Origin of the sequence: Agromyces protaetiae, assembly GCF_030866785.1 — a bacterium.
In the GTDB taxonomy this organism is placed as follows: domain Bacteria; phylum Actinomycetota; class Actinomycetes; order Actinomycetales; family Microbacteriaceae; genus Agromyces; species Agromyces silvae.
In genome coordinates, this window is record NZ_CP133018.1 from 2,457,066 (window position 1) to 2,470,977 (window position 13,912).

Below are 13,912 nucleotides of genomic sequence, written 5' to 3' on the forward strand. Positions count from 1 at the left end.
GTCAGTTCCCCTGCAGTTCGGCCTCGAGCGCGGCGGTGAGACGCGCTTCGAGCTCGGGCGAGCCGATCTGCTGGACGACCTCGGTGAGGAAGCCGCGCACGACGAGGCGACGTGCCTCGTCTTCGCGGATACCGCGGGCCATGAGGTAGAAGAGCTGCTCGTCGTCGAACCGGCCGGTCGCCGACGCGTGCCCGGCTCCCTCGATGTCGCCGGTCTCGATCTCGAGGTTCGGGATCGAGTCGGCACGCGTGCCGTCGGTGAGCACGAGGTTCCGGTTCTGCTCGTAGCTGTCGGTTCCGGTCGCGGCGTTGCCGATGAGCACGTCGCCGATCCAGACGCTGCGCGCACCCTGGCCCTGCAGCGCGCCCTTGTAGGTCACGCGCGAACGCGTGTGGGGGGCGTCATGGTGGACGTACACCTGCTGCTCGAGGTGCTGGCCGGCGTCGGAGAAGTAGAGACCGAGCGCCTCGACATCGCCGCCCTGCTCGGCGAGGTGCGTCGACGGGTTCACCCGCACGACCTTGCCACCGAGCGAGACGACGATGTGCTTGAGCTTCGCGTCGCGCGCGATGCGCGCGAAGTGGCTCGCGAGGTGCACCGAGTCGTCGGTCCACTCCTGGAGCGAGACGACGGTGAGGTTCGCGCCCTCGCCGACGAGGATCTCGACGTTCTCGGTGAGCCGGGCGTCGCCGGTGCCGCGGAGCACGACGAGGCCGCGGCTGTTCGGGGCCGCCTCGATGACGGTGTGCGCAGCGCGTGCGACGTCACCCAGGCCGTCGCGGGTCACGGTGACGACCTTGTCGTCCTCACCCGTGACCGAGACGAGCAGCGCCTCGCCGAAGCTCGACCAGGCATTGGCCGATGCGCGCTCTTCGGGCGTTCCGGCCGTGCCGATCCGGGCGTCGTCGCGGCCGATCCATGAGACCGTCACCCCCGGCGCATCCGTCGACTCGATCGTGAGACGCGAGCCGTCGAGCTCGCCGCCCGTCAGGTCCGCGAAGACCGCGACGGGTGAGAGCTTCCACTCGTGCTCGCGGCCGGTCACCGGCGCGAAGTCGGCGACGTCGGTCGAGCGGAACCGCTCGGACCGGGTCTGCACGGGCGCGAGCGTGTCGGAGTGGGCGCGGAGGCCGTGCTGCTCGGCCGTGGGCAGGGCGGTGCTACTGATCTGTGCGGTCATTCCTAGCCGACCGACCCTTCCATGCCCATCTCGATGAGCTTGTTGAGTTCCATCGCGTACTCCATGGGCAGCTCGCGCGCGATCGGCTCGATGAACCCGCGCACGATCATGGCCATGGCCTCGTCTTCGGGCATGCCGCGCGACATCAGATAGAAGAGCTGCTCCTCCGAGACCTTCGAGACGGTCGCCTCGTGACCCAGCTGCACGTCGTCGACCCGGATGTCGATCGCCGGGTAGGTGTCGGAGCGCGAGATGGTGTCGACCAGCAGCGCGTCGCAGCGGACGGTGTTCGCGGAGTGGTGCGCGTTCGCGTCGACCCGGACCTCGCCGCGGTAGCCGGCGCGGCCGCCGCCGCGCGCGATCGACTTGGAGACGATCGACGACTGCGTGTACGGCGCCATGTGGATCATCTTGGCGCCCGCGTCCTGGTGCTGGCCGGGGCCCGCGAACGCGACCGAGAGCGTCTCGCCCTTGGCGTGCTCGCCCATGAGGAAGATCGACGGGTACTTCATGGTCACCTTGGAGCCGATGTTGCCGTCGACCCATTCCATGGTCGCGCCCTCGTGGGCGACGGCGCGCTTGGTGACGAGGTTGTAGACGTTGTTCGACCAGTTCTGGATCGTCGTGTAGCGCACGCGCGCGTTCTTCTTCACGATGATCTCGACCACGGCCGAGTGCAGCGAGTCGCTCTTGTAGATCGGCGCCGTGCAGCCCTCGATGTAGTGCACGTAGCTGTCTTCGTCGGCGATGATCAGGGTCCGCTCGAACTGGCCCATGTTCTCGGTGTTGATGCGGAAGTACGCCTGCAGCGGGATCTCGACGTGCACGCCCTTCGGCACGTAGACGAACGAGCCGCCCGACCACACCGCGGTGTTCAGCGCGGCGAACTTGTTGTCGCCGGCGGGGATGACGGTGCCGAAGTACTCCTCGAAGATCTCGGGGTGCTCGCGCAGCGCGGTGTCGGTGTCGAGGAAGATGACGCCCTGCTCCTCCAGGTCCTCGCGGATCTGGTGGTAGACGACCTCGGACTCGTACTGCGCGGCGACGCCCGCGACGAGCCGCTGACGCTCGGCCTCGGGGATGCCGAGCCGCTCGTACGTGTTGCGGATGTCCTCGGGCAGGTCCTCCCAGGTCTGGGCCTGCTTCTCTGTCGAGCGCACGAAGTACTTGATGTTGTCGAAGTCGATCTCCGAGAGGTCCGCGCCCCACGAGGGCATCGGCTTGCGGTCGAAGAGCTGGAGGGCACGCAGACGGCGCTGCAGCATCCATTCGGGCTCGCTCTTGAGTCCCGAGATGTCCCTCACCACGGCTTCGGACAGCCCCCGGCGCGCGGCGGCGCCTGCGGAGTCGGAGTCGGCCCAGCCGAACTCGTAGACACCGAGACTCTCCAGTTCGGGGCGGTCGATCAGTACGTCCGTCATGTGCTCCTCTTCTCCTCCCTGCAACCGGATATCAGTCCGGCTCACGCCCCCTCGCGCGTCGAGGTGCGGGCGATCGGGGGTGATGTGCGGGCGGCTCCATTTTTCGAACCTAAGATGTCTAACGGATCTGCAGGACGCGTCATTCCGCGCGTCGAGCGGATGCCTCAACCCATCAAGTCTACAGGGTCCCGCCCATCGTCGCCCCGACTCTCGGTACCGTCACAGGCCGCGGACCCCAGTGAGGAATCACCCCGTGCACCGCTCCGCCGTCTCGCTCACCGACCGGCTGCCCGTCCGCGTCACCCGCCCGCTCCGGGTGTTCGCCTGGCTGTCGTTCATCGCCGAGACGGTGATCATCGCCACCGGTGGCGCGGTGCGGCTCACGAGTTCGGGCCTCGGCTGCCCGACCTGGCCGCTCTGCACGCCCGATTCGCTCGTGGCGACCCCCGAGATGGGCATCCACGGCATCATCGAGTTCGGCAACCGTCTGATGACGGGCGTCGTCGGCATCGTCGCGGTCGTCGTGCTCCTGCTCGTGTGGCGGATGCGCGAATCGCGCCGCGACCTGTGGACCCTCGCGCTCGTCGTCGTGGGCGGTGTGATCGCGCAGGCGATCGTGGGCGGCATCACGGTGTGGACCGGGCTCAACCCGTTCATCGTGGGCTTCCACTACATCTCGTCGCTGCTGCTCGTGTGCGTCACCGCGGCGTTCCTCGTCCGGCTGGACGCGACGCCCGGCCCCCGCGAGCGCGCCGTGCCCGGCTGGTACGCCGGACTCACGCATCTCACGAGCGCGGCACTCGCCGTCTCGATCGTCTTCGGGGTCCTGACGACGGGCGCCGGCCCGCACTCGGGCGACAAGGACGCCGGCCGCAACGGGTTCAACGCCGAACTGCTGGAGCACATCCACGCGTGGCCCGGGTACGCGGTCTTCGCCCTCACCGTCGTGCTGGTGATCGCCGCGTGGCGGCTCGGCCTGCCGACGCGCCGCTGGTCGCTCGTGCTGCTCGGCACCGTCCTGGTGCAGATCGCCGTCGGCCTCATCCAGGCGCGCACCGGGCTCCCGGCGGTGCTCGTCGGCATCCACATGGTGCTCGCCGCGCTCACCGCGGCCGCGATGACGGTGTTCATCCTGAAGCTGAAGCGCCCCGTGCACGAGGCCGAGCCCGCCGAGGCATCCGTCACCCGCTGATCGCCATGCCGCCGGCCTGCCGGCGACGGCTCAGAAGGGCAGCAGCGGGTCGATGCCGACCGCGAGGAAGAGCAGCGACAGGTACACGATCGAGCCGTGGAAGACCCGCATCGGCGAGACCTGCTCGTGCCGGATGGCGAGGGCGTAGAGGCGGTGCGTCTCGTAGATGAACCAGCCGCCGACGACGATCGCGGTGGCCGTGTACACGACGCCCATGCCCGCGACGGGGATGAGCAGGAGCGAGCACACGACGGTCGCCCAGGCATAGAGGATGACCTGCAGGCCGACCTGGGCGCGACCGCGCACGACCGCGAGCATCGGCACGCCCGCCGCCTTGTAGTCGGCCTGGTACTTCATGGAGAGCGGCCAGTAGTGCGGCGGCGTCCACAGGAAGATGATGAGGAACAGGATGAACGGCGGCCAGCTGAGGTCGCCGGTCACCGCCGCCCAGCCGATCAGCACGGGCATGCACCCGGCGACGCCGCCCCACACGATGTTCTGCGACGTGCGGCGCTTCAGGATCAGGCTGTAGAAGACGACGTAGAGCAGGATCGCGCCGAGCGAGAGCGCCGCGGCCACCCAGTTGGTGAAGATCCAGAGCCAGGCGATGGATGCCACGCCGAGTGCGTAGGCGAAGACGAGCGCCTGCCGGTCGGTGAGCTCGCCGGTCACGAGCGGACGGTTCTTCGTGCGCTTCATGACCCGGTCGATGTCGCGGTCGATGTAGCAGTTGAACGCGCCGGCGGAGCCCGCGCTCATGGCACCGCCGATGAGGGTCGCGAGGAGCAGCCAGAGGTCGGGCAGGCCCTGCTGGGCGAGGATCATCGTCGGCGCGGTGACGACCAGCAGCAGCTCGATCACCCGCGGCTTCGTCAGCGCGACATAGGCGCCGATCTTCCGGCGGAGGGTCGACGCCGGTCGAGCGTCACGGGTCTGTACGGATGCCTGCATCGTTCCTCTACTCCGGCGTCCGGGCGCGGTCGAGGCGCACGGGCGTTCTCGATTCTATGGCATCGCGGTGCGGCCCGTGGCCGTCGCGCGACCCGTCGTCGACGCGGCGACCGCTCGTCAAGGGCCGTCACAGGCATGCACGACTCGATATGCTGAGAGCAGCGCGCCCGGCGGCGCGGAACCCATGTGCCGTCCACCTGCGACGCACCTGCCGCATCAGCCGCCGGGCTCCACCGCGCCGAGACGTTTCCCGGCGGGTCCTGGAGGCCGAGGCTTCCCGTGACACCGCCACGATCGGAAGGAACACCACCTCGTGGCAACTCTGCAATGGGATCCCATCGACGACCGCGCCGTGGACACCGCGCGCGTGCTGGCCGCTGACGCGGTCGAGAAGGTCGGCAACGGGCACCCCGGCACCGCGATGAGCCTCGCTCCCGCGGCGTACCTGCTCTTCCAGAAGGTCATGCGGCGCGACCCGAACGACACGCACTGGCTGGGGCGCGACCGCTTCATCCTCTCGGCGGGGCACAGCTCGCTGACGCAATACGTGCAGCTCTACCTCGAGGGCTCGGGCCTCGAGCTCGGCGACCTCGAGGCGCTGCGCACCTGGGGCTCGCTGACCCCCGGCCACCCCGAGTACCGCCACACCAAGGGTGTCGAGATCACGACCGGCCCGCTCGGCCAGGGCCTCGCGTCCGCGGTCGGGTTCGCGTACGCCTCGCGCTTCGAGCGGGGTCTCTTCGACCCGGATGCCGCAGCGGGGCAGAGCCCGTTCGACCACTTCGTCTACGTGATCGCCAGCGACGGCGACCTCGAAGAGGGCGTGACGAGCGAGGCGTCCTCGCTCGCGGGCCACCAGCAGCTCGGCAACCTGGTCGTCATCTACGACGCCAACCAGATCTCGATCGAGGACGACACGAACATCGCCTTCACCGAGGACGTCGCGAAGCGCTACGAGGCGTACGGCTGGCACGTGCAGACGGTCGACTGGAAGAAGACCGGCCAGTACGTCGAAGACATCGCCGAGCTGTACTCCGCGATCGAGGCGGCCAAGGGCGAGACCGACCAGCCGTCGATCATCATCCTGAAGACGATCATCGGCTGGCCCTCGCCCGGCAAGCAGAACACGGGCAAGATCCACGGTTCGGCGCTCGGCGCCGACGAGCTCGCGGCCACCAAGAAGGTCCTGGGCTTCGACCCCGAGCAGCACTTCGCCGTCGCGGACGACGTCATCGAGCACACGCGGTCGTCGCGTGAGCGCGGTGCGGCCGCACACGCCGAATGGCAGCGCTCGTTCGACGCGTGGGCCGAGGCGAACCCCGAGCGCAAGGCGCTGCTCGACCGGCTCCTGGCCGGCGAGCTGCCCGAGGGCATCGAGGCGGCGCTGCCCGTGTTCGAGCCCGGCAAGGACGTCTCGACGCGCGCCGCGTCGGGCAAGGTCATCAACGCGCTCGCGGCGCAGCTGCCCGAGTTGTGGGGCGGCTCGGCCGACCTCGCCGAGTCGAACCTCACGACGATCAACGACGCGGCCTCGTTCATCCCCGAGCAGTGGTCGACGCACGAGTTCGCCGGCAACCCGTACGGGCGCGTGCTGCACTTCGGCATCCGCGAGCACGCGATGGCGGCGATCGTGAACGGCATCGTGCTGCACGGACCGACGCGCGCGTTCGGCGGCACGTTCCTCATCTTCAGCGACTACATGCGCCCCTCGGTGCGCCTGTCCGCGCTGATGGACATCCCGTCGATCTTCGTGTGGACGCACGACTCCGTCGCGCTCGGCGAAGACGGCCCGACGCACCAGCCGATCGAGCAGCTCGCGACGCTCCGCGCCATCCCGAACTTCACGGTCGTGCGCCCCGGCGACGCCAACGAGGTCGCCTACGCGTGGCTCGAGGTGCTGCGCCGTCGCGGTGGCCCCGCGGGGCTCGCGCTCACCCGGCAGAACATCCCCGTGTTCGAGCGCGGTGCCGGCGAGGCATCCGGTGACGTGCTCGCGTCGGCCGCCAATGTCTCGAAGGGCGCCTACGTCATCGCGGAGGCACCGTCGGGCACGCCCGAGCTCATCATCATCGCGACCGGCTCCGAGCTCCAGATCGCGCTCGAGGCCCGCGAGCAGCTCGCGGCCGAGGGCGTGCAGGTCCGGGTCGTCTCGGCACCGAGCCTCGAGTGGTTCGAGGAGCAGGACGCGGCGTACCGCGAGTCGGTGCTTCCCGCCTCGGTGACGGCGCGCGTGTCGGTCGAGGCCGGGCTCGCCCTGACCTGGCGCTCCTATGTGGGCGACCGGGGCCGCAGCGTCTCGATCGAGCACTTCGGCGCCTCGGCCGACTACAAGACCCTGTACCGCGAGTTCGGCATGACGACGGAGGCCGTCGTCGCCGCCGCGAAGGAATCGCTCGCCGCCTGAGCGGCGAGCAGAAGGAGACATGAGTTCCATGAGCACCACACCCACCGCCGCCCTGTCCGAGGCCGGCGTCAGCATCTGGCTCGACGACCTGTCGCGCCAGCGCATCGCCTCAGGCGATCTCGCCCGCCTCATCGTCGAGCGCGACGTCGTCGGCGTCACTACCAACCCGACGATCTTCGCCGGTGCGCTCGCCAACGGAGCCGCCTACGCCGACCAGCTCCACGCCCTGGCCGGCCGCGGCGCCGACGTCGACACCGCGGTCTTCGAGATCACGACCGACGACGTCCGCGACGCCGCCGACGTCTTCCGCCCGGTCTTCGACCGGACCGCGGGCTTCGACGGTCGTGTCTCGATCGAGGTCGCACCCGACCTCGCGCACGACTCGGCCCGCACGATCGAGTCGGCCAAGGCGCTCTGGGCCACGGTCGACCGGCCGAACGTGATGATCAAGATCCCCGCGACCGTCGAGGGCCTCGACGCGATCCGCGAGACGATCTCGGCGGGGATCAGCGTCAACGTGACGCTGATCTTCAGCCTCGAGCGCTACCGCCAGGTCATGGAGGCCTACCTCGCGGGCCTCGAAGCGGCGAAGGCCAACGGCCACGACCTCTCGAAGATCCACTCGGTCGCGTCGTTCTTCGTGTCGCGCGTCGACACCGAGATCGACAAGCGGCTCACGGCGATCGGCTCCGACGCGGCGCTCGCCCTGAAGAGCCGTGCGGGCGTGGCGAACGCCCGCCTCGCGTACGAGCTGTTCACCGAGGTCTTCTCGGGCGAGCGGGCGACCGCGCTGCTCGAGGCCGGCGCGAACCGACAGCGTCCGCTCTGGGCGTCGACCGGCGTCAAGGACCCGGCCCTGCCCGACACGCTCTACGTGACCGAGCTGGTCGCACGCGGCGTCGTCAACACGATGCCCGAGAAGACGCTCGAGGCGACGTTCGACCACGGCGAGGTCGTGGGCGACACCATCACGGGTGCCTACCGCGACGCGGGCGAGGTGCTCGACGCGCTGGCCCGTGTCGGCGTCGACTACGACGACGTCACGGCGCTGCTCGAGCGCGAGGGTGTCGAGAAGTTCATCGTGTCCTGGAACGAGCTGCTCGGCACCGTCCGCGAAGCGCTGGAGTCGGCGCGATGAGCTTCCGTATCGCCGTCAGCGGGCCCGCCGCGGAGGCGGTCCGCCGCACGCTGCCGGCGCTCGTCGCCGACCGGGTCGCCTCGGGCATCACCGCGCAGGACCCCGCCCTCTGGGGTCCGGCAGCCGAGTCCGAGGCGGCCAAGCGCCTCGGCTGGACCGAAGCCGTCGCGATCTCGCGCCCCCTGGTGCCCGAGATCACGGCGCTCCGCGACGAGCTCCGCGCCAAGGGCGTCGACCACATCGTGCTCGCCGGCATGGGCGGCTCGTCGCTCGCCCCCGAGGTCATCACGCGCACGACCGGGGCGCACCTGACCGTGCTGGACTCCACCGAGCCCGGTCAGGTCCGCGCCGCGCTGGCCGACCGGCTCGCCTCGTCCGCGCTCGTCGTCTCCTCGAAGTCGGGCTCGACCGTCGAGACCGACAGCCAGCGCCGCGTCTACGAGCAGGCCTTCCGCGACGCCGGGATCGACCCCGCCGAGCGCATCGTCGTCGTGACCGACCCCGGTTCGCCGCTCGACGAATCGGCGCGCGCCGCCGGGTACCGGGTGTTCAACGCCGACCCCGACGTTGGGGGCCGCTACTCGGCGCTCACCGCGTTCGGTCTCGTGCCCTCGGGCCTCGCGGGCGTGAACATCGCCGAGATCCTCGACGAGGCCGAGACGATCGAGCTCTCGCTCGCGATCGACGCCGACTCCAACCCCGGGCTGATCCTGGGCGCGGCGATCGCCGCGACCGAGCCGCTGCGCGACAAGCTCGTGATCGTCGCCGACGGCACGCACATCGTCGGGTTCGCCGATTGGGCCGAGCAGCTCATCGCCGAGTCGACGGGCAAGGAGGGCAAAGGCCTGCTGCCCGTCGTGGTCGACACGAACGCCCCCGAGCTCGCGGCGGGCCTTCCCGACGTGCAGGTCGTGCGTCTGGTCGCCGACGCCGGCGACGAGGTCTTCGCGGGCCACGACGGCGAGATCCGGGTCTCGGGCACGCTCGGTGCGCAGCTGCTCGTCTGGGAGTACGCGACCGCGGTCGCCGGGCGGCTGCTCGGCATCAACCCGTTCGACCAGCCCGACGTGGAGTCGGCGAAGATCGCCGCGCGCGGCCTGCTCGACGCCCGTCCCGCGCCCGAGCCGCCGGCGTTCATCGCCGACGGCGTCGAGGTGCGCGGCACGCCGCACGTCATCGGCGCGGCGAGCGACCTCATGTCGGCGATCGACGACCTGCTGGAGGAACTGCCCGAAAACGGGTACATCTCGATCCAGGCCTACCTCGACCGGGTCGCGCACCCCGAGTACGCGGAGCTCCGCGACCTCCTCGCCGCCCGGTCCGGGCGACCGGTGACGTTCGGCTGGGGGCCCCGGTTCCTGCATTCGACGGGCCAGTTCCACAAGGGCGGTCCGGCGGTCGGTGTGTTCCTCCAGCTCACGCAGCACCCGGTCGACGACCTCGCCATCCCCGATCGTCCGTTCACGTTCGGTCAGCTCATCGCGGCGCAGGCGTCGGGTGACGCGAGCGTGCTCGCCGAGCACGACCGGCCGGTGCTGACGCTCACGCTCTCGGACCCGGCCGCGCAGCTCGCGACCATCCGGGGCGCGCTCGACTGAGCGACGGCAGACAGGACACGGTATGGAACCGGCCAAGATCAGCGCGGGGCACAATCCGCTCCGCTCCCCCAACGATTACCGGCTGAACCGCATCGCGGGGCCCTCGAGCCTCATCATCTTCGGCGTGACGGGTGACCTCTCGCGCAAGAAGCTGATGCCGGCGGTCTACGACCTCGCGAACCGGGGGCTGCTGCCCCCGGGCTTCGCGCTGGTCGGGTTCGCGCGGCGCGACTGGCAGAACGAGGACTTCGCGCAGGTCGTCCACGACTCGGTGAAGGAGCACGCCCGCACCGAGTTCCGCGAGGACGTGTGGAAGCAGCTCTCACGGGGCATCCGCTTCGTGCAGGGCACGTTCGACGACGACGCGGCGTTCGACCGCCTCCGCGAGACGGTCGAGGAGCTCGACCGCGAGCGCGGCACGATGGGCAACCACGCGTTCTACCTGTCGATCCCGCCGAAGTCGTTCCCGCAGGTGATCTCCCAGCTGAAGCGCTCCGGACTCGCCGAGCAGCGCGACGGCCAGTGGCGCCGCGTGGTGATCGAGAAGCCGTTCGGCAGCGACCTGAAGACGGCGCGCGAGCTGAACGACGTCGTCGCCTCGGTGTTCCCGCCCGACTCGGTGTTCAGGATCGATCACTATCTCGGCAAAGAGACGGTGCAGAACATCCTCGCGCTGCGGTTCGCCAACCAGCTGTACGAGCCGATCTGGAACGCCAACTTCGTCGACCACGTGCAGATCACGATGGCCGAGGACATCGGCGTGGGCGGCCGGGCCGGGTACTACGACGGCATCGGCGCGGCGCGCGACGTGATCCAGAACCACCTGCTGCAGCTGCTCGCGCTCACCGCGATGGAGGAGCCGATCTCATTCGACGCCGCGGATCTGCGGGCCGAGAAGGAGAAGATCCTCGCCGCCGTCCGGCTGCCCGATGACCTCGCCGAGGGCACCGCGCGCGGCCAGTACGCGGGTGGCTGGCAGGGCGGCGAGAAGGTCGTCGGATTCCTCGACGAAGACGGGATGAACCCCGAATCGACGACCGAGACCTACGCGGCGATGAAACTCCTCATCGGCACCCGCCGGTGGGCGGGCGTCCCGTTCTATCTGCGTGCCGGCAAGCGGCTCGGCCGTCGGGTCACCGAGATCGCCGTGGTGTTCAAGCGGGCCCCGCAGCAGGTCTTCGCCGACAGCCAGACCTCCCAGCTCGGGCAGAACGCGCTCGTGATCCGGGTGCAGCCCGACGAGGGCGTGACGATCCGGTTCGGCTCGAAGGTGCCCGGTGCGGGCATGCAGGTGCGCGACGTGACCATGGACTTCGGGTACGGTCATGCCTTCACCGAGGCGAGTCCGGAAGCGTACGAGCGGCTCATCCTCGACGTGCTCCTCGGCGAGCCACCGCTCTTCCCCCGACAGGAGGAGGTCGAGCTGTCCTGGAAGATCCTCGACCCGATCGAGGAGTTCTGGGCCACGCAGGGCCGGCCTGAGCAATACCGGCCCGGCACATGGGGGCCGAGCTCCGCCGATGCACTGCTCGCCCGCGACGGACGAACCTGGAGGCGACCGTGATCGTCGATCTGCCCGACACCACGACGAGCAAGATCTCGAAGACACTCGTCAAGATCCGCGAGGAGGGTGGAGCGGTCGCCCTCGGGCGGGTGCTGACGCTCGTCATCGCGACGAACTCGGACGGCGAGGAAGAGGCCATCGAGGCCGCGAACGACGCGTCGCGGGAGCATCCGATGCGCGTCATCGTGGTCTCGACCGAAGAGGGCGCCGCAGCCGAGCCCAGCCGACTCGACGCGGAGATCCGCGTCGGCGGCGACGCGGGCGCGAGCGAGGTCATCGTCCTGCGCGTCTGCGGCGACGCCGCCGACGACGAGGAGAGCCTCGTCATGGGTCTGCTGCTGCCCGACGCGCCGGTCGTCACCTGGTGGCCGGGTCGCGCACCGGAACGTCCCGGTGTGTCGCCGCTCGGGCGGATCGCCCAGCGGCGCATCACGGATGCCTCGACCCAGGCCGACCCGCAGGCGGCGCTCCGCGTACTCGCGGCGAACTACCTGCCGGGCGACGCCGACTTCGCGTGGACGAGGCTCACGCTCTGGCGCGCCCAGCTCGCGGCGGTGCTCGATCAGCCGCCGTACGAACCCGTGACGGCCGTGCACGTGACCGGCGCGGTGGACTCCCCGTCGACGACGCTCCTCGCGGCCTGGCTGCAGATGCGGCTCTCGGCGCCGACGGCATACCGGCTGACGCCGGTCGACCAGGGCTCGCACGGGATCCACGGCGTGCACCTCGAGCGCCCGGGCGGTGACATCGACCTCGTGCGCGACGTCCCGGGTGTGGCCACGCTGCGTCAGCCGGGTCAGCCGACGCACGATGTCGCCCTTCCCCGTCGCAACCTGCGCGACTGCCTCGCCGATGAGCTCCGCCGGCTCGACCCCGACGAGCTGTACGGTGAGGTGATCACGAGCGGCCTCGCGCTGCTCGGTGAGCCGGACCCCGAGGAGGCGGACCGATGACGAACGAGCGGCGAGTCCTGGTCCATCCCGACAAGGGCTCCCTCGCCGGGGCGGTCGCCGCGCGCTTCATCACGAAGACGCTCGACATCCTCGATGCGCAGGAGGTCGCGCACATCGCGCTCACGGGCGGCAGCATGGGCTCCGCGGTGCTCGCGGCGATCGGCGCGTCGCCCGCGCACGCCTCGCTCGACTGGTCGCGCATCCACTTCTGGTGGGGCGACGAGCGGTGGCTGCCCGAGGGCGATCCCGAGCGCAACGATCGGCAGAACCGCGATGCGCTCCTCGATCGGCTCTCGCTGCCCGAGGGGCACGTGCACGCCTTCCCCGCGTCCGACGCCGGGCTGAGCCTCGACGACGCGGCCGACCGCTACGCCGAGGAGCTCGCGCGATTCGGCACGGGCGACGTCGCGCACCCGGTGTTCGACATCACCTTCCTCGGTGTCGGTCCCGACGGGCATGTCGCGTCGCTCTTCCCGCACCGCAGCGGCATCGAGGTCACGGACCGTACGGTGATCGCCGTGCGCGACTCCCCCAAGCCGCCGCCGGAGCGGCTGAGCCTCACCCGCCCGGTGCTGAACGCCTCGCAGCGCGTGTGGTTCGTGCTGGCCGGCGCCGACAAGGCGTCTGCGCTCGGGCTCGCCCTCGCCGGGGCGAGTCGCGAGGAGGTACCGGTCGCGGGCATCAAGGGCCGCAGGCGGACGGTGTTCTTCGTCGATCAGGATGCAGCGGCCGAGGTGCCTGAGGCGCTCATCGCGCGCGAGTACTGACGCCCTCTCGACGATGAGACGACGAAGGCCGGCCCCCTCGGAGCCGGCCTTCGTCGTATGCGCGGGGCGCGCCTATTCGGGCGCCGCGGTACCGCGACGCGCGCGAAGCTGCTGCAGCGCCTCGTCGAGGAGCGCGGCCGCCTCTTCTTCTGAGCGCCGTTCCTTCACGTACGCGAGGTGCGTCTTGTAGGGCTCGGTCTTCGCGAGCGACGGCGGGTTGGCCTGATCGCGTCCGGCGGGCAGACCCGTGGACGGGCTGTCGATGACCTCGGGGATCTCCTCGTCGGGGAGGTTCGCCGCGAAGTACCGGACGGTCTCGTTGCCGAGCGCGTCCCAGTAGCTGATCGCGACGCGGTCGGCGTGGAAGCCGTGGTCTTGCTCGCCCATGGGGCCCGCGCCGACGCGCGACCCACGGATGGCGCTGTTGCCTGAAACCATCTTGCGTCCTGTCGTTGGGGGTGAGGAGGGAGGGGGATGGGGAGAAGGCTAGAGGCCGACGTCGAACTTGGTGATCAGGCCCAGCACGACGATGCACGAGACCCACACGAGCGCGAGGATGACCGTGATGCGATTGAGGTTCCGCTCGGCCACACCCGAGGCCCCGAGACTCGAGGTGACACCGCCGCCGAACATGTCGGAAAGACCGCCGCCACGGCCCTTGTGCAGCAGGATGAGCAGCGTCAGCAGGAGGCTCGTGAGGCCGAGCAGCACCTGCAGGACGACCTGGAGAATCTCCACGGTGAA

12 protein-coding genes are annotated in these 13,912 nt (G+C 70.1%); 7 read left to right on the forward strand and 5 right to left on the reverse strand.

The window, feature by feature from the left end; genetic code table 11:
* Nucleotide 1: 1 nt before the first annotated feature.
* Together sufD and sufB are read right to left on the reverse strand one after the other, a co-directional pair.
* Nucleotides 2-1,180: a Fe-S cluster assembly protein SufD gene (gene sufD / locus QU602_RS11345; protein WP_308796563.1), complete on the reverse strand. Its 1,179-nt coding sequence runs from the start codon at nt 1,178-1,180 to the stop codon at nt 2-4.
* Between the two features lie 2 nt (nt 1,181-1,182).
* Nucleotides 1,183-2,601, reverse strand: coding sequence for a Fe-S cluster assembly protein SufB (sufB, locus tag QU602_RS11350; protein WP_308796564.1), 1,419 nt, complete (start codon nt 2,599-2,601; stop codon nt 1,183-1,185).
* Between the two features lie 253 nt (nt 2,602-2,854).
* Here sufB and QU602_RS11355 point away from each other — a divergent pair, with 253 nt between their 5' ends.
* Complete coding sequence (locus QU602_RS11355) at nt 2,855-3,793, forward strand: COX15/CtaA family protein (RefSeq protein WP_308796565.1); 939 nt, start codon at nt 2,855-2,857, stop codon at nt 3,791-3,793.
* 30 nt (nt 3,794-3,823) lie between these two features.
* Here the strand turns inward: QU602_RS11355 and QU602_RS11360 are convergent, their stop codons facing one another.
* Entirely contained in the window at nt 3,824-4,744 is a 921-nt protein-coding gene (locus QU602_RS11360; protein WP_308796566.1) for a heme o synthase, read from the reverse strand.
* Nucleotides 4,745-5,057: 313 nt separating this feature from the next.
* Between QU602_RS11360 and tkt the strand changes: the two genes are divergently transcribed.
* From tkt to pgl, 6 genes are read left to right on the forward strand one after another with little or no spacing between them, the layout of a single operon-like run.
* Nucleotides 5,058-7,148, forward strand: coding sequence for a transketolase (tkt, locus tag QU602_RS11365; protein ID WP_308796567.1), 2,091 nt, complete (start codon nt 5,058-5,060; stop codon nt 7,146-7,148).
* A gap of 28 nt (nt 7,149-7,176) precedes the next feature.
* Complete coding sequence (gene tal / locus QU602_RS11370) at nt 7,177-8,286, forward strand: transaldolase (protein WP_308796568.1); 1,110 nt, start codon at nt 7,177-7,179, stop codon at nt 8,284-8,286.
* The gene (locus tag QU602_RS11375) at nt 8,283-9,884 is read left to right on the forward strand and encodes a glucose-6-phosphate isomerase (RefSeq protein ID WP_308796569.1); all 1,602 of its coding nucleotides are present in this window, start codon (nt 8,283-8,285) and stop codon (nt 9,882-9,884) included. Before tal ends, QU602_RS11375 begins: the two co-directional genes overlap by 4 nt.
* Nucleotides 9,885-9,906: 22 nt before the next feature.
* On the forward strand, nt 9,907-11,448 hold the full coding sequence (gene zwf / locus QU602_RS11380; RefSeq protein WP_308796570.1) for a glucose-6-phosphate dehydrogenase: 1,542 nt from the start codon (nt 9,907-9,909) through the stop codon (nt 11,446-11,448).
* On the forward strand, nt 11,445-12,401 hold the full coding sequence (locus QU602_RS11385; RefSeq protein ID WP_308796571.1) for a glucose-6-phosphate dehydrogenase assembly protein OpcA: 957 nt from the start codon (nt 11,445-11,447) through the stop codon (nt 12,399-12,401). The genes zwf and QU602_RS11385 overlap by 4 nt, the downstream gene beginning before the upstream one ends.
* Entirely contained in the window at nt 12,398-13,168 is a 771-nt protein-coding gene (pgl, locus tag QU602_RS11390) for a 6-phosphogluconolactonase (protein ID WP_308796572.1), read from the forward strand. The genes QU602_RS11385 and pgl overlap by 4 nt, the downstream gene beginning before the upstream one ends.
* Before the next feature lie 72 nt (nt 13,169-13,240).
* Here the strand turns inward: pgl and QU602_RS11395 are convergent, their stop codons facing one another.
* Both QU602_RS11395 and secG read right to left on the reverse strand, forming a co-directional pair.
* Nucleotides 13,241-13,606, reverse strand: a complete 366-nt coding sequence (locus QU602_RS11395; RefSeq protein ID WP_308796573.1) for an RNA polymerase-binding protein RbpA — start codon at nt 13,604-13,606, stop codon at nt 13,241-13,243.
* A gap of 48 nt (nt 13,607-13,654) precedes the next feature.
* Nucleotides 13,655-13,906 carry a preprotein translocase subunit SecG gene (gene secG / locus QU602_RS11400; protein ID WP_308796574.1) on the reverse strand — a complete coding sequence of 84 codons (252 nt, stop codon included), beginning with the start codon at nt 13,904-13,906 and terminating at the stop codon, nt 13,655-13,657.
* Nucleotides 13,907-13,912 lie beyond the last annotated feature (6 nt).